Source organism: Actinopolyspora alba (assembly GCF_900112765.1).
GTDB lineage: Bacteria > Actinomycetota > Actinomycetes > Mycobacteriales > Pseudonocardiaceae > Actinopolyspora > Actinopolyspora alba.
Window position 1 is genome coordinate 227,380 of record NZ_FOMZ01000008.1, and the last position, 19,111, is coordinate 246,490.

At 66.8% G+C, this 19,111-nt stretch carries 18 protein-coding genes, 1 pseudogene and 1 riboswitch; of the genes and pseudogenes, 7 read left to right on the top strand and 12 right to left on the bottom strand.

Annotated features, from left to right (window positions below):
- The first annotated feature begins 2 nt into the window (after positions 1 to 2).
- The 3 genes from BM150_RS23780 to BM150_RS24750 all read left to right on the top strand — a co-directional run bounded on the left by BM150_RS23780 (position 3) and on the right by BM150_RS24750 (position 3,553).
- Positions 3 to 1,637, top strand: coding sequence for a hypothetical protein (locus tag BM150_RS23780; protein ID WP_139219532.1), 1,635 nt, complete (start codon positions 3 to 5; stop codon positions 1,635 to 1,637).
- 17 nt (positions 1,638 to 1,654) lie between these two features.
- Positions 1,655 to 2,344: an ABC transporter ATP-binding protein gene (locus BM150_RS14025; protein WP_175496822.1), complete on the top strand. Its 690-nt coding sequence runs from the start codon at positions 1,655 to 1,657 to the stop codon at positions 2,342 to 2,344.
- A 561-nt stretch (positions 2,345 to 2,905) separates the two neighbouring features.
- Positions 2,906 to 3,553: an FtsX-like permease family protein gene (locus tag BM150_RS24750; RefSeq protein ID WP_245755492.1), complete on the top strand. Its 648-nt coding sequence runs from the start codon at positions 2,906 to 2,908 to the stop codon at positions 3,551 to 3,553.
- Here BM150_RS24750 and BM150_RS24935 read toward each other — a convergent pair.
- From BM150_RS24935 to thiO, 6 genes and pseudogenes are all read right to left on the bottom strand, one after another.
- Positions 3,526 to 3,705, bottom strand: a pseudogene (locus BM150_RS24935) (hypothetical protein); the annotation flags it as partial. The gene BM150_RS24750 and the pseudogene BM150_RS24935 sit on opposite strands and share 28 nt — an antisense overlap.
- A 12-nt stretch (positions 3,706 to 3,717) precedes the next feature.
- Positions 3,718 to 4,272: a PIN domain-containing protein gene (locus tag BM150_RS25260; protein WP_092927701.1), complete on the bottom strand. Its 555-nt coding sequence runs from the start codon at positions 4,270 to 4,272 to the stop codon at positions 3,718 to 3,720.
- 3 nt (positions 4,273 to 4,275) lie between these two features.
- Positions 4,276 to 4,758, bottom strand: a complete 483-nt coding sequence (locus BM150_RS14045; protein ID WP_092927702.1) for a helix-turn-helix domain-containing protein — start codon at positions 4,756 to 4,758, stop codon at positions 4,276 to 4,278.
- Between the two features lie 98 nt (positions 4,759 to 4,856).
- The gene (thiG, locus tag BM150_RS14050) at positions 4,857 to 5,621 is read right to left on the bottom strand and encodes a thiazole synthase (RefSeq protein WP_092927703.1); all 765 of its coding nucleotides are present in this window, start codon (positions 5,619 to 5,621) and stop codon (positions 4,857 to 4,859) included.
- A 2-nt stretch (positions 5,622 to 5,623) separates the two neighbouring features.
- Positions 5,624 to 5,824, bottom strand: a complete 201-nt coding sequence (gene thiS / locus BM150_RS14055) for a sulfur carrier protein ThiS (protein WP_092927704.1) — start codon at positions 5,822 to 5,824, stop codon at positions 5,624 to 5,626.
- On the bottom strand, positions 5,821 to 6,936 hold the full coding sequence (thiO, locus tag BM150_RS14060) for a glycine oxidase ThiO (RefSeq protein WP_092927705.1): 1,116 nt from the start codon (positions 6,934 to 6,936) through the stop codon (positions 5,821 to 5,823). Before thiO ends, thiS begins: the two co-directional genes overlap by 4 nt.
- Positions 6,927 to 7,033: riboswitch (TPP riboswitch) on the bottom strand. Its footprint overlaps the gene before it by 10 nt.
- A gap of 139 nt (positions 7,034 to 7,172) precedes the next feature.
- Here thiO and thiE point away from each other — a divergent pair.
- Positions 7,173 to 7,847 carry a thiamine phosphate synthase gene (thiE, locus tag BM150_RS14065; RefSeq protein WP_092927798.1) on the top strand — a complete coding sequence of 225 codons (675 nt, stop codon included), beginning with the start codon at positions 7,173 to 7,175 and terminating at the stop codon, positions 7,845 to 7,847.
- Between the two features lie 466 nt (positions 7,848 to 8,313).
- On the opposite strand, the gene BM150_RS14070 is transcribed toward thiE, so the two are convergent.
- Both BM150_RS14070 and BM150_RS14075 read right to left on the bottom strand, forming a co-directional pair.
- Positions 8,314 to 9,441 carry a S1 family peptidase gene (locus BM150_RS14070; RefSeq protein WP_092927706.1) on the bottom strand — a complete coding sequence of 376 codons (1,128 nt, stop codon included), beginning with the start codon at positions 9,439 to 9,441 and terminating at the stop codon, positions 8,314 to 8,316.
- Positions 9,442 to 9,637: 196 nt separating this feature from the next.
- Positions 9,638 to 10,723, bottom strand: a complete 1,086-nt coding sequence (locus tag BM150_RS14075) for a hypothetical protein (protein ID WP_092927707.1) — start codon at positions 10,721 to 10,723, stop codon at positions 9,638 to 9,640.
- A gap of 232 nt (positions 10,724 to 10,955) precedes the next feature.
- On the opposite strand from BM150_RS14075, the gene BM150_RS14080 reads away from it, so the two are divergent.
- A complete protein-coding gene (locus BM150_RS14080; protein ID WP_092927708.1) occupies positions 10,956 to 11,933 on the top strand; it encodes a threonine ammonia-lyase in 978 nt (325 codons plus the stop codon).
- On the opposite strand, the gene BM150_RS14085 is transcribed toward BM150_RS14080, so the two are convergent.
- Positions 11,914 to 12,672 carry a GntR family transcriptional regulator gene (locus BM150_RS14085; protein ID WP_092927799.1) on the bottom strand — a complete coding sequence of 253 codons (759 nt, stop codon included), beginning with the start codon at positions 12,670 to 12,672 and terminating at the stop codon, positions 11,914 to 11,916. The genes BM150_RS14080 and BM150_RS14085 overlap by 20 nt on opposite strands.
- A gap of 237 nt (positions 12,673 to 12,909) precedes the next feature.
- Here BM150_RS14085 and BM150_RS14090 point away from each other — a divergent pair, with 237 nt between their 5' ends.
- On the top strand, positions 12,910 to 13,980 hold the full coding sequence (locus tag BM150_RS14090; protein ID WP_092927709.1) for an SIS domain-containing protein: 1,071 nt from the start codon (positions 12,910 to 12,912) through the stop codon (positions 13,978 to 13,980).
- A gap of 231 nt (positions 13,981 to 14,211) precedes the next feature.
- Positions 14,212 to 15,222 (top strand): N-acetylglucosamine kinase, encoded by a 1,011-nt coding sequence (locus BM150_RS14100; protein WP_245755493.1) that lies wholly within the window; start codon positions 14,212 to 14,214, stop codon positions 15,220 to 15,222.
- Positions 15,223 to 15,333: 111 nt separating this feature from the next.
- On the opposite strand, the gene BM150_RS14105 is transcribed toward BM150_RS14100, so the two are convergent.
- From BM150_RS14105 to BM150_RS14115, 3 genes are all read right to left on the bottom strand, one after another.
- Positions 15,334 to 16,032, bottom strand: a complete 699-nt coding sequence (locus BM150_RS14105) for a DUF3159 domain-containing protein (RefSeq protein ID WP_217641635.1) — start codon at positions 16,030 to 16,032, stop codon at positions 15,334 to 15,336.
- 78 nt (positions 16,033 to 16,110) lie between these two features.
- On the bottom strand, positions 16,111 to 16,863 hold the full coding sequence (locus BM150_RS14110) for an ESX secretion-associated protein EspG (protein ID WP_092927711.1): 753 nt from the start codon (positions 16,861 to 16,863) through the stop codon (positions 16,111 to 16,113).
- 132 nt (positions 16,864 to 16,995) lie between these two features.
- On the bottom strand, positions 16,996 to 18,963 hold the full coding sequence (locus BM150_RS14115) for a hypothetical protein (protein WP_139219533.1): 1,968 nt from the start codon (positions 18,961 to 18,963) through the stop codon (positions 16,996 to 16,998).
- Positions 18,964 to 19,111: the final 148 nt, after the last annotated feature.

Below are 19,111 nucleotides of genomic sequence, written 5' to 3' on the forward strand. Positions count from 1 at the left end.
GCATGATGTTCCGAAATAAACGATCACAGCTGCTTGCTTCGATTGTGGCCGCGATAGCAGCAACCTTCCTGGTAATTATACTGTTTCCTAGCAACAACTCCGAAAAACAGCTCCTGGAAAATAAACAGATAAAAAATGAAAAACTAGCGAGCGATCTTGCTGAATTGCGTGGACGTGATGACCTTGTCAGAAAAAATACAGAAGTTCGAGGAGTCCGCCCTAAGCTGTACTCAACTGCCTACGCACGAAATGCACTCTTAGCTTCGGGAAGTAAATCGCTTGAAGAACTACCTGATATAAACTCTGATAGTTTGATTCGCTTAGTAGAAAATAACTCTACGAATAGTCCTGCATGGCGAGGTTACTATACTTGCCTTACTAGTAGGACCGACAACAAGCTTGACCCTAGCAGAATTATACAAAAAGCTGGAATACACGCAAGAGTGATCAAAGAATCAATCAACTACCTAAAAAATCCCACAACTACGGACTCTGTAGAAACAAAAATCACAACTTATTCTGCATTTATTCAAACAATGGACTGCCTTGGGCGGCATAGTAAAATACCTGAAAGTTACCCGAGAAAGATCATTGATCTAGCTAATTCTGTCAATAATCCTATCGTAAAAGTATTCGCGCGCGACGCTTTACGAAAGGTGTACCCAGAACTAAACGACCATCGAAACGACAGAATTAACAAATCATTTAAACTCCCGCGTTCTCAAAAATGCGATGGAATGGGGTCTATGTTTGCTTCAGCTGCGGTGTTGCTAACAGAAACACCCAGCGATGAATTAAAATTCTGCGCGAAAGCAGGGATGAAAAATTCTGACCCCCAAGTGCGCTGGATGAGCGCTCGAGCAGTACAGAAAACACCCCAGATAGGTTTCACAGAAATTGAAAAACAAGAAAGTGCAGTTTCCTTTGCTGATAGTGGACTGGTGCTTATGCTTCCTGACCAACTTGGCACGATTCGCGGTAATTACAAGGCCGCTAGGTCTTTAGCAGCAGCAGGAGCACTCGATAAGGCCCCGAAATGGCTTATCGATTCAACCAAAAAAGCAGCTCAAAGAAATCAACTTCCTGCTTCGGAAAAACTTGCAGTTGCTATGGTTTGCGAAAGACTTGAAATCAATTGCTTCGGACTCAGGGAAAGAGGAAAACAAATTGCACGAAAAATTCCAGTACCAAAAAAAGCTACTCGAAAAAATCTTCAACAATGGATCGATGCGATGACCGCCAGGTTCGAATTCGGCCTAGATTGTCCGAGAACTGAAGTTCGACTACCTGATCAATCAATAAGTGAAATTTCACATCCGTGGCTACATGCTTTGGAACTACTAGGACAGCTGGACTGCGATCAACAATTGCGGAGGATGACCGACACGGAGTCTTTGATATCACGAACTCACAAGGCTATCGATTCTGGAAATATAATAGCCGCAGCTCACAGCTGGTATGCAGCTATACTCTCAGGTGCCGATACGGCCCGAAATGCCTCACAGTCAGTTCACATGGGTGTCCAAGATTATCGAGTACCGAAATCTTCCGGCCTATTTTCAGCTACTCCTGGTGGTACACCCGACATCGATGCCACTTTAGCTGGGTATACACTACTCGGGCTGACTGCTCCCTAGTAATGTTAGGAACAACAATGGCAAACAACGCTATCGAAACTCACGGGCTTAGCTACGAATACAATTCAGGGTTCGGTATTCACGGCATTGATCTGCGTATTTCCTCAGGATCAATAACTGCCATACGTGGAGATTCAGGATCAGGAAAAAGTACTTTGCTGGCACTTCTCGGCCTCCTCCTTCGCCCCACTTCTGGCGAACTTTTTTTGAATGGCTACAATTCTAGCTGCATGTCCCCAAAAGAACGTGACTATTTCAGAAAGAAGGAAATAGGAATTATCCTTCAAGATTTAGCACTTCTTCCTTTTCTGAACTCATGGGAGAACGTATCTTCCGCTTTTGGTCCTCATTTGAAAAAAAACCGAAAACTGGCCCAAGACGTGCTGAGCGAGGTGGGGCTAGGAAATTACTGCGAGACACCGGCTGGCAATCTTTCCGGTGGCGAGCGTCAACGTGTGGCAATCGCCCGAGCTCAGGTCAAGGAGCCATCCCTCATACTCGCTGACGAACCAACAGGTAGCCTGGATTCTAACAACAGCAAGGCTGTTATGTGCCTTCTTAGACGCCTTACCAATAAAAATACCAGCGTTCTGATTGCTACCCATAGTACGGATGTCACATCCGCTTGTGATGCAGAAGTGCGCCTAGACCAGGGAAACATCATCTCCAGCCTAGGAAACGATCATTTTCGAAATGAGGAAAGCTGAATGTTGCGATGGGCATGGATAACCTGGTTGCGTTCGAAATCCTCAGTTCGTAGTACGCTAATTTTGCTAGTGACACTGACTTTCTTACTAAGTACGCTGGCTAGCGTAGCATCAGGAGCCCGCTCGGCCATCGAGCGCGACGTCCTCAACGCCGGCGGATTGACTCAGATTGATCTCTCCTCGATCGAAACCGGTTATTCCGTCCGAGAACTCAACGCTGAAAATCTCCGCAAAGCGCGAGGTATGGAGCATGTCGCCAAGGTAGTTCCCGACTACATATCATCCATCTATACTCAGAGCTCTGACCCTCACACTCCTACATTCGATCTCACTACGCACTCATGGCGACCCTCGACACGCCCCTCCCTCGTTCGCGGTGAAGTACCACAACCACTTAAGCCGGGCCAGCTGGTACTCCCCTCGAGCGGCTCTGGAGTCGATTTCAACCGATACGTAGGCGAGGAACTCCCCGTCGCCTACACGCGGGCCACCGGAGAGCACTCGGGAACACCTGCGCACACGACCTTCGAAGTAGTAGCCACCTACGACCCCGAATGGCAGTTGGACGGCCCTGATACCGCCTATGCCGCCCCGAAAACGGCAGCCATGCTGGCAGCTGCCAAAGCGGGGATGCCTCCAAAGCGCTACCGCTCCACCACGGGAGCCACGTCGGCGGTGCTCTCGGTAACGGAACAGCAGTACGTACCCACAGTGGTGGAAAAACTACAGCGAATGGGATTCTCCGCATCACCAGTTGCCGATCGGGTGCGTAACCTTCCTGGTGTGCTCGGAGCGGCCGATCTCGGGTACCAGGTCGGCATCCTCGTCCTGCTCGCCGTCGCTGTGCTCACCGGCTTGTCCAACGCCCGTTCCAGCATCCACAGTCGCCTGTCTGAGCTCGCTGTCCTGCGCATACTTGGTAACTCGTTGGGCGGACTCCGCCGGATTCTACTCGGCGAAGCGATGCTGACCGGTGTACTTGCCGGAGTGATCGGCAGCGCGGTCGGGTTCAGTGGCGCGCTGCTGCTGCGTGGATCTCTCGAACGGCTGCTGGGGCTGGAGGTAAGCATGACCGATATGTTGCCGAATCCACTCTGGGGTTTGGCAGTCGTACTAACCCCGATCATTGGCCTGGTGATAGGAGCGCTGTTCGGAGGCGGTGTCGCCCTTAGGCGAGATCCCTACCTGCTGGCCCGCAGCCAATCATGATGGGGTAGGGGTGGGATTCGGAGAACTCTTCGCGGATCCCGCCCCATCGGCCTGCCGGGGCTGGACGCCTCGGCCCAGTAGCGGCGCGGGATTCGGCCCGCCTGCACGGCCAGCCGCCCCGCCTCCACACCGGAACGCATCACGGCCGCCATGCTCCTCGATGGTTATTCACCGACGCTGCGACGAACGGCAGCGCAGAAGTCGGGCACGGTCTTGGCCAGCTTCGGCAAGAAGGAGAACAGGTCTTCGGGAGGAGACCGTCGATCGACGACAAGCTCGCTCAAGCATCGCAAAGTCTCGTGAGGGTGAAGATCGAGCTGATCGAGCAGGAATTCGTCCGGTGTGACGACGCCGATGTCGTAGGGCTCTGTCGCTTCGTACGGGAAGTCCTTGGTGTTGTCGGTAACAAGCACCGCAGCTCCGCCGCGGATTGCCGCGGCCAGCACGTGTCGGTCCTTCCGATCGTTGGTCATGGACGGTACGAGTGACTCGTAATCGGTGACCAGCGCATCACGAAACTGGGTGCGCATCACCCGCACACGCCGTTGTGCCTTGACCGAGGTCATCGAACTGACCAGGGGCAGATTGCGCTCCACTTCATCCAGTACCTGTTCGGACCACAACGGCCTGTAGGTCTGTGCCTCTGCCAATCGCAGCAGCACGTCCGTCAGGTTGATCGGAACCAGACAGCAGGCATCCAAATAGGCCGGGAACGACATGATTCAACGTGTCCGAACGAACTCGTCGATCTCGTCAGCCGTTCCGTCATGAGCGGTGGTACGCGACTCCTCCGCCAGTGCCGCACGGCGCTCCTGCCTCGATCGGTGCTGGTACTCCAGGACATCGGCCAGCCGGACACGACGGTGACGACCACGCACTTCGTAGGCGATCTCGCCCTCACGAAGCAGTCTGGTCAGCGTCGGACGCGAGATGTTGAGCATCTCGGCCGCTTCCTGCGTGGTCAACTGAGTGTTGTGCGGTGCGACCGTGATAGCCAGACCTTGCGACATGGCCTCGGCCACGTCCCGCAAAACCGCATAAACCTCTTCGGGAAGGTCCACTCGCGTACCGTCCGGCCCGATCAGGCCGGCCTTTCCATCCCGCAGCGAAGACGTGTCCTCCAAGGCCGCAGCGAATCGCTTCAGACCGGCCTCATCGATCTCGTCCGGGGGAAGCACAGTGTGCTGTTCCAGTGCTGCTGTCATCACGACTCCCTACAGCTCTCGATGACTCACAATATCACCCTACAGGAAACAAACACAAAAAGCGAAAAAAACGAAAAGCAAGAGCGGCCGTTACACCCTCACCCCATCGGCCTGCCGGGGCTGGACGCCTCGGCCCAGTAGCGGCGCGGAATCCGGCCCGCCTGCACGGCCAGCCGCCCCGCCTCCACGCCGGAGCGCATCGCGGCTGCCATCCGTTCCGGATCGTGCGCGCGGGTGACGGCCGAGGCCAGCAACACCGCGTCACAACCCAACTCCATCGCGAACGCGGCGTCGGAGGCGGTGCCGATCCCGGCGTCGAGCACGATCGGCACCGAAGCACGGGAGCAGATCATCTCGATGTTGTGCGGGTTGCGGATGCCCAGCCCCGTCCCGATCGGCGAGCCCAGTGGCATCACCGCCGCGCAACCGAGCTGTTCCAACCGGGTGGCGAGCGCGGGGTCGTCGTTGGTGTAGGCGAGCACCACGAAGCCCTGGTCGATCAGCTGCTCGGCGGCGTCGGTCAGCTCCACCGGATCGGGCAGCAGCGTGTCCTCGTCGATCACGACTTCCAGCTTGATCCAGTTCGTGCCCAGGGCCTCGCGTGCCAGCTGCGCGGTGAGCACCGCCTCAGCCGCGCTGCGGCAACCGGCGGTGTTGGGCAGCGGAGCTATGCCGAGCCGCCGCAGCAGGTCGAACACCCCGGTGCCCCCACCGGCATCGGCGCGGCGCATCGCCACGGTGGTCAGCTCCGTGCCGGAGGCGATCAGCGCCTGCTCCAGCGCGGTCAGGCTGGCCGCACCCCCGGTTCCGGTAATCAGCCGCGAACCGAATTCGTGTCCCGCTATGAACAGCGGATCGTCCATGATCATCCTCCTTGCACGGCGGTGACGATCTCCACCGTCGCGGCCGTGCCGAGTTCGGTCTCCCGCCAGCGGTCCCGGGGAATCACGGCGCCGTCCAGCGCCACCGCCACCCCGCGGGACGGGCTCCGGAAACGTTCCAGCGCGTCGGCGAGGGTCGCGCCCCGCTCGAACTCGTAGCGCTCTCCGTTGATCGTGACGTTCATCGTCGAACTCCACTTCGCTTCGGGTCGGCGGGTTCGGTCTCCGCGGGCACGTGGCCGCCCCGCAGCAGCGCGGTGACCGCGTCGGCGGTGATCGGTGCGTGCAGGAATCCGTTGCGGTGGTGCCCGGTGGCGACCAGTACCCCGGGTTCCAGCCAACCGATCAGCGGCAGGTTGTCCGGCGTGCCGGGACGCAGCCCCGCCGTGGCCTCGGCCAGTTCGTACTCGCCGAGCCCGGCCACCAGTCGCTCGGCGTCGCCGATCAGGTCGCGCACCCCACCCACGGTGACCCGCGTGTCGAATCCGTTCTCGTACTGCGTGGCACCCACGACCAGGCCGTCCGGGCGCGGCACCAGGTAGACCGGCCTGCCGTGCACCGGTCCCCGGATGGTGTGCGCCGGGGGTGGCAGCGCGGTGCTCCTGCGACCGAGCCGCAGGATCTCGCCCTTGACGGGGCGGACCAGCTCGGCCAGGCCGTCGTGCAGCTGCCCGGAGCCGCTGCCCGCCGCGATCACCACCGCGTCGCAGCGCAGCTCGGAATCGGCGAGTTCCACCACGCCGGGCCGGACGCGGCGGGCCGAATCGGTGTGGAACTCCACCCCGGCCCGCCGCGCGGCCTCGCGCAGCGCGGCGAGCGTGGTGCGGTTGTCGACCGAGAGGTCACCCGGCACTTCCAGCCCGCCGTGCACGGCGGGCGCCAGGGCGGGCTCCATCCTGCGCAGCGCTCTGCCGGAGTGCCTGGTCACCGTCCGGCCCAGCTTGGCCAGGTGCTCGGCGATCTCGTGCAGCTGCTCGCGATCGGCGCTGTCGGCCCCCACGACGAGCGTGCCCCGCTCACCGAGCCCGGAGGGCGCGTCGGCGGCGCGGGACAGTTCGGCGGCGAAGTCCGGCCAGCGTCGCAACGAGGCCGTTCCCAGTTCGAGCAGCTCCTCCTCGCCGAACCAGGTCTCGGCCAGCGGCGCCAGCATCCCGCCCGCGACGTGCGAGGCACCGCTCGCCGGTTCCGGGTCGACCAGCCGTACCCGGCAGCCCAGCGTGGCCAACCGCCACGCGCAGGACAGGCCGATCACACCGCCGCCCACCAGGGCGATGTCGTGATGTCGTTCGTCGGTCAATGCTCGCTCCCTGCGCCGGCATGATCCGGATCAGGTTCGGCGGTCGGGGCTTCAGCCCCCTCTCAGTCCGTTCGGCCGGACTCCCGCGGGTACCCACCGCACAGCTTAGGTGATGAACTCCGTCCGCGTCAGGTAGTGCTCGACGAGCCGCTGGTCACGTCGACGAGACGTTTCCACCTGAGCCACAGTGGGATGTGACTGGCGCCACCTTCCGGCGCGTGGCCTACCCTGGACGCATGCCCGGAATGGACGGCTACGGAATGCGCGCCCGGCTGGCTCAGGCGCGGCTGTACTTGTGCACCGACGCGCGCCGGGAACGCGGTGACCTCGCCGAGTTCGTGGACGAGGCGCTGGCGGGCGGCGTGGACATCATCCAGCTGCGCGACAAGGACGAGTCCGGCGCTCCGCTGGAGGCCCGCGAGGAACTGGCGGCGTTGCGGGTGCTGGCCGACTCCTGCGTCCGGCACGACGCGCTGCTGGCGGTCAACGATCGCGCGGACATCGCGCTGGCCGTCGACGCGGACGTGCTGCACCTGGGGCAGGACGACCTACCGGTGGACACGGCCCGCGGCATCGTCGGCGATCAAATGATCATCGGTCGTTCCACGCACGACGTGGTGCAGGCCGACTCGGCTGCCACCGAGCGCGGAGTGGACTACTTCTGCACCGGCCCGGTGTGGACCACCCCCACGAAGCCGGGCCGCGAGGCCGCGGGCATAGACCTGGTGAGCCACGCGGCCGAGCACCACGGGCACGGCAGGCCGTGGTTCGCGATCGGCGGCATCGGGCCGGAGAACCTGGACGAGGTCATGGCGGCGGGCGCCGAGCGGGTGGTGGTGGTCCGCGCGATCACAGAGGCGGAGAACCCCAGGGAGGCCGCCGCGCAACTGCGCTCCCGCCTGGTGGGCTGACCGCTGGTGGGCCGAGTACGGTCGCGAAGCAAGGTGGACGACCGGATCGGGTGACCGCGAGCCGAAGCGGAACGACACCACTCCACGTGTGGCCGTACGTTCCGGCGATCGGCGGCACGACCCGGCGATTTCGCGAGAAATCGACGGTGCGCTCCGTGATGACGGCGGCCCCCGCTGGGAGGGGGCCGGGGGCCGCCGCCCGGAGTCGTTCCCGCCGCTCGCACGTCGGCGGGACCGAACACCGTCCGTGGGGCGGACACCGCTCCGGTGCCCGCCGGAACTCCGCTCCGTTCTGCTTCATCGGTTGTGCTGTTGTCCTTGTCCGACGCTCCCGGCGCCGAATCACGAGCCACCACGCGGCCCGAACAGCGTCGATTTCTCGCGAGATCGCCGCGCCGCTGGGCGAGAGCCGTGCCAGAGGTTCCGCCGTCCGCACCGCCGAGCGAACCGAGCGGTCACACAGGAATCAGCCGGTCAGGAGAGAGACGCCGTAGTGCCCCAATGCCTCGTTGACCGGCTGGAAGAAGGTGGTCCCGCCGGAGGTGCAGTTGCCCCAACCACCGGAGGTGATTCCCTGCGCCTGCCTCCCGGAGACGAACGAACCACCGGAGTCACCGGGTTCCGCGCAGACGTCGGTACGGGTGAGTCCTTCGACGATGCCCTCGGGGTAGCGCACGCTCTGGTGCTTGCCGACGATCGTGCCGCAGTGCCAGCCGGTGGTGGAGCCGGAGCGGCACACCGAGGACCCCACCGGCGCCTCCGCGGAGCCCGCGATGTTGACGGTGCCACCGCCGTAGTCGTTGACCAGCGGTTTGCCGGGTGCCGAGCTGCGGACGAAGGAGAAGTCGTTACCGGGGAAGGATGAGCCCGCCACCGTCCCCGCCGGGTTGCTGGTGCCGTCCCCGGTGGCCGCGCAGTGCCCCGCGCTGAGGAATCCGCCTCGCACTGCGAAGCCGATCGAGCAACGGGTGTCACCGCCCGTGTAGTAGGGGTTGCCGCCGATCACGTCGGCGTAGAGTCGTGGCTCGCCCGGGGTCTCGGTGATTCGTACCGCCTCGGTGGGCACCCCGGTGGAGCGGAGGAACTCCCGCACCCGCGGCGCGCTGCCCTGTTCGGCGGTGAGCACCACCGAGTTGTCCGCGGTGTCCACGTAGTGCCCGGTCACGGCGGGCGGGGCGCCGCGCAGCGATCCGTCCAGTCGCTCCGCGATGCCTTCGAGGTACCGGGAGCTGTACTGGACCAGTTCGGCCCGTGCACCGGCAGCGCGGGCATCGGCCAGCCGGGAGCGGTCGGTCACGCCGACCACCAGTCGCCCGCTCGCGGCGTCGTAGTGCGCGCCGCCGTAGGAGTTCCCCAGGGTGCGCCGCAGCGTGTGGCGGACCTGCTCGGCTATCGTCTCCCGGTACAACCGCAGCCGGGACTCGCGCGCGCTGAGACCGAGGTCGCGCTGCATCGCCTTGAGCAGCGAAGCGGCCCCGTCCGGTTCGGCGGGGGTCGTGTTGTCGGTTGCCGAGGCGGCCGGTGCCGCGGTCGCGACGGTGGCCGTCGCCAACAACAGGGTCCCCACGAGACGACAGGCGATCCCTAACTTCACTGACGGCCTCCCTCGAAAGCGGGAAAATTTCCACGTTCGCGTGAGCGGCGTTGGGCGATCACCGCGCCAGCATTGCTGCGCAACCTAGCAGATCTCGCCGCGATATCGGAGAGGTATCAGCGGAATAACTCACGGTGTGTTTTCGCCGCCACTTCCCGTGATCGAAATAACGGACGAAACGAACCAACCGGATCAATCACTCGCCGGGTACCGAGGGGCGACCAGTCTGTCGGAGGCGCGCGCTCGGCGTGGGCTCGGCCGAGCCGGTCTCCGACGTCTCGGGGGGCTCGGACTCGGTCGTGGTCGTCGAATCCGTGGTGCTGCCCGGCCGCTGCTCACCGGACTCCTCCGGAGCGGAGGTCTCACTCGGTGCGGTGCTCGTGCCGGAGGGCTCGGTGGACTCCGAGGGGTCGGGAGTCGAACTCGACTCGGAGGCGGGCACCGGCTCCTGCCCGTCGGACGGATCGGGCCGCGTACCGGCATCGCCCGGCCGGAACATGTTCCCCACGGTGGTCCCACCGGAGTCGCCGGAGACCGAGTCACCGGTGATGCTCTCGTAACCGGTGATCAGCACCATGCACAGCACGAACGCGAGTCCGCTGGTCAGGGCCACCACGCGCCAGTCGAAACGACGCCGTCCGCTCCGGACGGCGGGTTCGTCGCCGCTCGGGGCGGTCTCCCCGTTCACGGCGTTCCTCCCGTCCGCGGCTGGGCCGCCACTCGCGGTGTCGCCGATGACGCTTGTCGGTTCGCCCGACGAGCCGCCGTACCCGGCGGGACGTATCCGCCTGGTGGCGTCCGGCGCCACCAGGCGTCTGGTGACTTCCGCGTCGGGCCGTTCGACCGTCGGGGAACCACTCGCGGTGCCCGTTCCGGAACTGCCGCTCCCCGTGTTCGCCGTCCCCGTGGTCGGCCGTTGTCGTATCGGCTCGGTGGGCGCGTGCGGGTCCACCCACCCCGCCGCGCTCCCAGTTCGCACCGCCCTGCGCCTGGCGGCTCGCTTCAAAGCGGCGTTGGCCGCCTTCTCCCTGGTCGATTCCAGCGAACGCTGGTACACCGCCCCACCGAGCGTGATCACCACACTGGTCAGCGCCGCACCGGAAACCGTTCCGGCTATGCCGAGCTGACCACCGAGCACCGCGGCCGTGGCGGCGGCGAGCCCGGTACCGGTCACCTGGGCGGGCGAAACACCGAGCTTGTCGAACGGTTTCGTCGAGCGCTTGGGCTCGGCCTTGTCGGACTCCTCCTCCCCCTGGATGTCCGGATCCCGCTGTTGGCTCATCTCTCTCCCACGCAGTCGTCGCCTCGCACGTCCAACGGACGATCTCGGCGTGCTGCTCCCGGGAGAGCCCCGCTAGTGAGTACTCCCACTCGGTGTAACACCGGTGCCCGCGAGCACCGGAGGACCTCCGGAACCGGAAGCGACCGGAGACCGTACCGATACCGCGGTCGGGTCACCCCGCGGTCGGACCCCCGGACGCGGGACAGCTCACCGGATCGGTGAGGATGCCCGCATGCCGTTGGTCACGAACGAGGACGCGCGTGCGGCGCGGGCGGTTCTGGATGGGCTGGGTCCCGACGGGCCGGTGCGCACCCCGCTGCTGCCGGTACCCCACGCCGAGCGGAGCGGTCCGCTGCTACTCAAACCGGAGAGCCTGCAACCGACCGGCGCATTCAAGATCAGGGGCGCGCTGCACGCCACGGCCGTGCTGGACGAACGCACCCGCGCCAGGGGGATAGTCGCCTACTCCAGCGGGAACCACGCGCGTGCCGTGGCCCACGCCGGGAAGGTGTTCGGGATATCGGCGACCGTGGTGGTGCCGCACACGGCCCCGGCGGCGAAGGTCGCCGCGGCGCGTGCGCTGGGGGCCGAGATCGTGCCGGTGGAGGTCTCGGAACGGGAGTCGCGTGCCGGGGAGATCGCCGAGCGGCGCGGTGCACGGCTGATCCCGCCGTTCGACGACGCGGCCGTGGTCGCGGGACAGGCGACGGTGGGGCTGGAGATCGCCGAGGACATCGACGCGCTGGGATTGTCCGAGGTGACGGTGCTGGTGCCGGTCAGCGGCGGCGGTCTGATCTCGGGGGTCGCCGCCGGGCTGGCGGGTTGTCGCGCCCGCGTGCGGCTGGTGGGGGTGGAACCGGAGCTGGCCGCGGACACCAGGGAGAGCTTTTACGCCGGCGAGCGCCGCCACTGGTCGGTGGCGGCGCGCACCAGAACCCGGGCCGACGGGCTGACCGCGCAGCCCTCCGAGTTCACCTTCGCCCACATCCGCGAGCTGGTCGACGACATCCGCACGGTCTCCGAGGACGAGATCGGCGAAGCTGTGGGATTCCTCGCCGAGAGCTGCCGACTGGTCGCGGAGCCCAGCGGGGCGGTGACCACGGCCGCGCACCGCCACCGCACGCGGGAGTCGGGGACGACCCCCACGGTGGCGGTGGTCAGTGGCGGAAACATCGACCGCGCCGCGCTGCTCAGTTCATTGGCGGATTGAGGCTGGCGACGAACTTGTAGCGGTCTCCCCGGTAGATCGAACGCACCCACTCCACCGGGGTTCCGTCCTGGTGGAAGGAGTGCCGGGACAGCAGCAACATCGGCAGCCCCACGTCGGCACCGAGCAGTTCCGCCTCCTCCGGGCTGGCCAGCGCGGTCTCGATGGTCTCCTCGGCGCTGGCGAAGGAGATGCCGTACCGCTCACGCAACACCTGGTACAGCGAAGCCCCCGCTTCCACGAGCTGGGTCAGTCCCTTGAAACGGCTCAGCGGCAGATGGGTGGTCTCGATGGCCATCGCCTCGTCGTCGGCCAACCGCAGCCTGCGCATCCGCAGTACAGGACTGCCGGAACCGATGCCGAGCAGATGGGCCAGCTCCCGCTCGGCGGGCTCCTCGTTCATCTCCAACAGCCGGGAATCGGGCTGCCTGCCCTGGGCGCGCATGTCCTCGGTGTAGCTGCTCAGCTGCAACCGCTGGGCCACCTTGGGTTGCGCGGCGAACGTGCCCTTGCCCTGGACGCGCAGCAGCCTGCCCTCCACCGTCAGTTCGGCCAGCGCCTGCCGGACCGTGGTGCGGGAGACGTCGAACTCGGCGGCCAGCGCCCGCTCGGTCGGTATCGAGGACCCAGCGGGCATGGAGCGAAGCATGTCCAGCAGATGCTGCTTCAACCCCCAGTACTTGGGCTCACGTTGGTTCTTGGTCGGCATGTCGGCCCCGCCGGGCACCGACGCTTCGAGCATGTTTCCTCCTACCGTCGCGCCTGCGAACGGGGCGATCAGCACTACCGATTCCAGCATGCCGGAGTTTCACGGCACAGTAGGAATCGCATCCCGCTGCCCCCTTGTCGATATGCCCGGGGTCACAACCCGTCGTGCGGCCCGCGAGTTCGGTGGACAAGCGGGGCTGTCGGCCCGCCGGAGCTATCGGTAGCATTGGTCTAGACCGAAATTCTCGCACGACCACGAACGGACCACGACATGAGCGAGGACCCCGGAGCCGGGGCCGACGAGCAGGCTCAGCATCCCGGCAGGCACATGAGCGCCGAGATCGCCGAACAGCCCGCGGTGTTCGACGGCCTGCTCGGCAACCGCCCCGAGCTGGCCGAGGTCGCCCGGCGCATCGCGGAGCGCAAACCCCGCTTCGCGCTGCTGGCCGCACGCGGCTCCAGCGACCACGCGGCGCTGTACGCCAAGTACCTGGTCGAGGTGCTGCTGCAGCTGCCCGCTGGACTGGTCTCCCCGTCGACCACCACGCTCTACGACGCCCGGCCCGATCTGAGCGAAGTACTGCTGATCTCGGTCAGCCAGAGCGGCGGCTCCCCCGACATGCTGGAAGTCACCCAGGCCGCGCGCCGCGACGGCGCCACCACGGTGGCGGTGACCAACAATCCGGACTCCGCCCTGAACCACGCCGCCGAGCTCTCGGCGGACATCCGCGCGGGCACCGAGCGGGCCGTGGCCGCCACGAAGACCTACAGCGCGACGCTGCTCACGCTGTACCTGCTGATCGACGCGATACGCGGCGGGAAGGCGGAACGAGCCGCCGAGCTGCCCGGGCTGGCCCGACGCGCCCTGGAGTCCTCGGACGAGCTGGACGAGGCGGTACGGCGCTACCGCTTCGCCGACCGGATGCTGACCACCGGGCGGGGCTACTCCTCGGCGACAGCGGCCGAGGCGGCGCTCAAGCTCGCCGAGACCAGCTACCTCTCGGCACGGGCCTACAGCGGAGCGGACCTGCTGCACGGTCCGGTCGCGGCCGTGGACTCCGAAACCGCCGTGCTCGCGCTGTGCAGCGCCGGGAAGGGCGGAGCCGCCATGAACGAGGTGCTGAGCACGGTGCACGAGCGGGGAGCCGACATCTGCGCGATCGGTTCGGCCTCGGCGGGCATGCCCTGCGCGCACAGCATCGGTCTGCCGGAGACCCCCGAGGAACTGGCGCCGCTGCTGGAGGTGCTGCCGGTGCAGCGGCTGGCCCTGGCGCTGGCACTGGAGCGGGGAGCCGACCCGGACAGCCCACGCGGGCTCAACAAGGTGACCCGCACCCGGTGACACACCGGAGCGGGGCGTGGCGGAATCCACCTCGCCGAGCCAGGATCACCACATCGCGGATTCGTGGCCGCACAACACGACCTCGCGTACCCGCACCGGAGCCGATCACCCGGCGGGGCCGCTCGAACACCGAAAAGCCCGCCTCACCGAGGGGGCGGGGGTGAGACGGGCACCGTCAGGCTACTCCGATCAGCGCAGCGCGGGGATCACCGGGTTCGGAGGGGAACAGACTTGACCGATATCGACGACGCGGCCGGTCCGCTGCTGCTCGGACTCGACGTGGGTGGCACTTCCAGTCGTGCGTTGCTCACCGACACCAGCGGACGAACGCTCGGAACCGGGCACGCGGGTGGCGGCAACCCCAACACCCATCCCCCCGAGCGGGCCGTCGAGCAGGTCGCCCGTGCCGCCCGGACCGCGCTGTCGGACACGGTTCCGGAACGCGTGAGCGCGGCGGTGCTGGGAATGGCCGGGATCAGCAAGCTCACCGATCCGGTCGTCTCCGGGATGTTCGAGCAGGCCTGGCGCACACTGGGGCTGAGCTGTGCGGTGCGGACCGTCAGCGACAGCGAGGTCGCGTTCGCGGCGGGTACCGCCGAACCCGACGGCACCGTGCTGATCGCGGGAACGGGTTCGATCACGGCTCGGATCGAGCGGCACCGCCTGGAACGCACGCTGGGTGGTTACGGCTGGTTGCTCGGCGACGAGGGATCGGCGTTCTGGCTCGGGCGCGAGGCCGTGAGCACGACACTGCGTGCGCTCGACCACGGCGAGGAACGGCACGACCCGCTGGTGGCCTCCGTGCTCGGTGAGCTGCTTCCGGGAACGGCGACGGCGGCCGACCCCGATCCGGTGCTGGTACGCAGGCTCGTCGCGCTGCTCGGCAACGGCCCGCCGACACGATTGGCCGAGCTGGCACCGCTGGTCACCGCCTCGGCCTCGGAAGGAGGCGGCAAAGCGGCGGAGATCCTGGCGAAGGGGGCGCGGCTGCTGGCCACCGACGCGCTGTCGGTGCGGAAGGAGCCCGACGAGTCACCGATCGTGCTGGCCGGGAGCCTGCTCTCCGGTGAGGGGACGCTCGACGAGGCCGTGCGGCGGGAACTGCGCGCCCGTAGCGCCGCGCCGCTGGCCAACGCGGGCTCCGGCGCCGCGGGAGCGACGTGGTTGGCGGCCGAACCACTGGTCGACGACGAGCACGCGCGGTGGCTGCACGGCAGGCTGCTGGGAACGGAAACCCGCTGACCGGCGATTACCGACGAGCGGGTGGCGATCCGCGAGCGGTTTCACCGTCCTCGCGCGAGAGGAACGGTCGCGGCTCGGCCCCGCACCACCGGAGTTCCGGCGAGCGGAGGTCTAGCGACCCGAGTTCCGGCGCACCGCGCCCTCCGGGCCACGGGCGTGCCGGATACCGGGGTGGTCCGGCGGAAGCGTACGCCGCAGCACCCACCAGCTGGCCACGACGCAGAGCACCACCAACGGCCAGGTCAGTACCACCTGGGCGATGCTCAACGGCACCACGGCGTTGACCATCCAGAGCGGAATGAACACCACCAGTCGCGTGACGTACTGTCCGACCCAGACCCAGCTGGCCCTGCTGTAGGCACGCAGCAGATCGGGATCGCGCCGCCACCGCGTGCGCTGCCCCAGCAGCGTGCCCACCACCAGCCCGAGCAGTGGCCAGCGCACCGCGATGCTGATCATCCAGGCCAGTCCGCTGGCCGCGTTGGAAGCCAGCCGAACGAGGTAGAAATCGACCGCCTGCCCGGTGCGCAGCGCGATGAGCGACCCCACCAGCACGGCGAGCAGGCTGAACAGCACAGCCAGCGGACGCGCACCGCTCAGGAGTCGCCAGACACCGATCACGACTCCCACCGCGACGGCGGAGATCCCGGCGGCGAGTATGGACTCACCGCTGAGCACCCACCCCAGCCCGAAGGCCACCGGTGGCAGGCTCGCGTCGAGCGCACTGGCCCGACCTCCCAGCAGCCGCAGCAACGAGTCGCGCTCGGTCTCGCTCGCCGCCGCGCCGTGCCCGGTGCTGTCACTGTCCACGACTTAAGCCTGCCTTACCCGCGCCGCCGCACGCACACATCGCTCGACGTGTGGTGCCTTACAGCCGTGCTCGAAACCTCAACCACCCCGGACCGAACGCAGTTGCTCCCCGAGCCGCGCGGCGATGCCCCGCTGGTCGGCGGGCGCGCAGACGAGTGTCTCGTCCTCCTCCGAACGCCCGTAGCACATGGTGTAGCGACCGCGATCGGTGTCGAACCACGTCAACGTGGGCATGCGGAATCGATTGCCGTCCCCGCCGGTACCCGACACCACGAAGTGACCGAGGCGGTACTTGTGCAGCCTCGTGATCTCCTCGACCTCGGAAGGCGACTCCGCACCGCCCGACGACCCCCCGGCGGAACGACGCTCGGCGTCGCGGAGCAACCGCAGCGACACACTGGTTTCGCGTCCCGGTCCGGGACGCGCGGGGGGAAGCAGCCGTGCGCAGACCTCGGGCAGCGTTTCCGGCGCCATGAAGTCGAGCTGGAGCCCGCGAGCGGTGATCACGCCCGCGACCCCCACCTCCCCGGTGGCCACGGCTCGCGCCGCCATCCGTTGCCCGTTCCGGACGTCGAGCAACCCGGCGGCCGCGATCGAGGACTCGGAACTGGACATCAGGTAGAGGGCGTCGGCCACTTCCGGCTCGAGCCGACCGTCCACGGCCAACCCCGCGGTCTCCAACTCACTCCAGACCCGCCGGACCACGTCCTCCCGCTCCGCCCGCGAATCGGCGATGTCGGGAATCTCGAACGGATAGCGCCGCACATCGAGCCGCAGGTGCTCACCCAGCACGTCCAGCGCGGGCAGCGAAAGAGTGATCGTGTCGACCATTCGGGGTTCCTAGTATGACTTTGTCGTCTCGGTTTGCGGGGTACGCGCTCGGCGGAACCTCTCGCGGCGAGAGCCGTACGAGCGGTTCCACCGAGGGAGAACTCACGGCAGGGCAACCGGAGAGTTCCGGTATCAAAAGCCCGGGTAGCCGGGCGGTCCCTCTCCGATGACCGGTGGTGCCACCAGCCGGTCGGAACCGAAGTCGGTGCCGTGGAGATCGTCCGCCTGCACCAGGAACCTCGGCTGTTCCTCGTCGTCGTCACGGTTGTAGCCCTGCCCGCTGCGCAGCTCGTTCGTCCTGGGACGCTCCTCGCAGCCCTGCTCGGCAGGCTCCTGCTGGAACTTGCCCTTGGCGGTGTAGTTGGAGTTCCCGGAGCCGGACCAACCGCCGGAGCCCATGGGGCCGAATCCTCCGTCGGGGCGCGGTTCGTACCTGGGCGGTTGGGGCGTCGGAGCGACCGAGGGCCCCGACGGCCGATTGCGGACGTCCTGGTCCTCCGGAACGGCCGCGAGCGGTTGCGGTTGGGGCTGCTGCGGTTGGGGCTGCTGCGGGGATGGGCGCGACGATGTCGCGGGGGCGCCCTCCGGAACGGACGGTGCCGCGGTGGGAGCGGGGAACGGAGCGCTCGGCGGTGCGGTGCTCCCGTTGCCAGGTGGTTGGGGTGGCCGCGCGGGCGGCGCGGACTGTGCCGGAGCAGGCTGCCCCGGCGGAGGCGTGGGAGGCATCGGCTGCCGTGGAGGTTGCGGCACGGGGAACGGCCCGCTGGCCGGATTCGCCGGCGGCCGTACCGGGGCCTGTCCACCGTGCGGAGCATTCCCCCGACGCGGCGGATCAACGGGTGGTCGCGAGCCGGGAGGCGGTGGACCTGGAGGGGGTGCACCGGGAGGAGGCGGCACGGGTAACGGCCCGCTGGCGGGACCGCTCCGCGGCGCGGGCTGCCCCTCTTGCTCACGCGGCGGCCGGCCCGGCGGCACCGGCCCGGCCGGGCCGGGCCGCCACGCACCGGGAGGTGGGGGGTGTGATTCGGGCGCGGACCCCGGTTCGGCGGGAGCCGTACCCGACCCGGACCTGGCGGATTCGGCCGGATACGGGGTGGCTGATCCGTCCTCCGCGGCTGAGGCGACTCCGTGACCGGCGGACTCGGGGTGGACAGCGGAGCCGGGCTCCACGGCGGATCCGGGCTCCACAACGGACCTGGGTTCCACAGCGGGGCCGGAGTCCACAGTGGGTGCGGGTTCGATGGGGCCTGGTTCGACAACCGGATCGGAGAGGTCGGCTGGCTGCTCCTGCGCCACGGCGGGAGCGTGTCGCCCGGACCTCGCGATTTCGTCGGAGCCGTCCGTACCGATCTCGACCGCGGACTCGTCGGGGACGGGCCGCTCCGACGGCAGGCCGAGGATGTCCGCGGCGCTGCCCAGCGGCAGGGTGAGGTTTTCGTCCTCGCGCTCGAACCGCGCGGGCCCCTGCTCCGAGACGGGGAAAGCTGCGGGCTCCCCGGCTTCCAGCGAGCCGGTCATCCCGGCGTGCCTTCCCCTCGGTTGTTCCCGCACCCCAGCGGAATCACCGTCCCGTGGCGCGGATTCGTCCCGGTGAGCCGGTACGGCGACTGCCTCGGCAGGATGTTCCGCCGCGAGTCGCACGTCGTCGGACGATTCGGGCTCCGGTTCGTCCTCCGTTCCCGGTGCGGCGTGCTGCTCGGCATCGCGACGCTGCTCGGCGGGAAGCGGTATGGCGCCGCTGAACGTGCCGTTGGCGGACTCGGAGTTCTCCTGATGTGGTGACCTCTCGGGAGCGGCGTGACGTCGTTGTTCACCGTTGTTGACCGCGTGCGGCAGCGGTAGCGATCCCGAGACGGGTTCGGCGCGCGCCGGTGCCACCGCTCCCGCCCCGTCGAGCTCCCCGGAGATGGCGGCACCTGCGTTCTCGATCTGCTCGGCCCCGTCGCCGGACCGCTGTGGGGAGCGGGACCGTTCGTACTCGAAACGCTCCAGCAGTCGGTCGAGGCGGCTGTACAGCGCGAGCGGATCGGACTGGGCAGCGGCGGTGGCGAATTCGGCGCGCAGGTCGAATCGAGCCGCGGATCCGACCGCTCGGGACACCGAGCCGGGCACCGCGGATCGGTGCTCGTGCGCGCGGCCGGGGGCGTTCGGCTGTGCGAAGCCGGGCCGCACCGGTTCAGCGGCCGAGCTCGTCCCGCGCGCCCCCTCCGGCGGCGTCGTCCCGGCGACGGGGGTAGCCGAGGGCGCG

What these genes read in the sequence shown, in the direction of transcription:
- BM150_RS14080 (WP_092927708.1), top strand. Translation starts at nt 10,956, where the DNA reads ATGCCGTTGGTCACGAACGAGGACGCGCGTGCGGCGCGGGCGGTTCTG.
- BM150_RS23780 (WP_139219532.1), top strand. Translation starts at nt 3, where the DNA reads ATGATGTTCCGAAATAAACGATCACAGCTGCTTGCTTCGATTGTGGCC.
- BM150_RS14025 (WP_175496822.1), top strand. Translation starts at nt 1,655, where the DNA reads ATGGCAAACAACGCTATCGAAACTCACGGGCTTAGCTACGAATACAAT.
- thiG (WP_092927703.1), bottom strand. Translation starts at nt 5,621, where the DNA reads ATGGACGATCCGCTGTTCATAGCGGGACACGAATTCGGTTCGCGGCTG.
- BM150_RS14045 (WP_092927702.1), bottom strand. Translation starts at nt 4,758, where the DNA reads ATGACAGCAGCACTGGAACAGCACACTGTGCTTCCCCCGGACGAGATC.
- BM150_RS14075 (WP_092927707.1), bottom strand. Translation starts at nt 10,723, where the DNA reads ATGAGCCAACAGCGGGATCCGGACATCCAGGGGGAGGAGGAGTCCGAC.
- thiS (WP_092927704.1), bottom strand. Translation starts at nt 5,824, where the DNA reads ATGAACGTCACGATCAACGGAGAGCGCTACGAGTTCGAGCGGGGCGCG.
- BM150_RS25260 (WP_092927701.1), bottom strand. Translation starts at nt 4,272, where the DNA reads ATGTCGTTCCCGGCCTATTTGGATGCCTGCTGTCTGGTTCCGATCAAC.
- BM150_RS14110 (WP_092927711.1), bottom strand. Translation starts at nt 16,863, where the DNA reads ATGGTCGACACGATCACTCTTTCGCTGCCCGCGCTGGACGTGCTGGGT.
- BM150_RS14090 (WP_092927709.1), top strand. Translation starts at nt 12,910, where the DNA reads ATGAGCGAGGACCCCGGAGCCGGGGCCGACGAGCAGGCTCAGCATCCC.
- thiE (WP_092927798.1), top strand. Translation starts at nt 7,173, where the DNA reads ATGCCCGGAATGGACGGCTACGGAATGCGCGCCCGGCTGGCTCAGGCG.
- BM150_RS14085 (WP_092927799.1), bottom strand. Translation starts at nt 12,672, where the DNA reads ATGCTCGAAGCGTCGGTGCCCGGCGGGGCCGACATGCCGACCAAGAAC.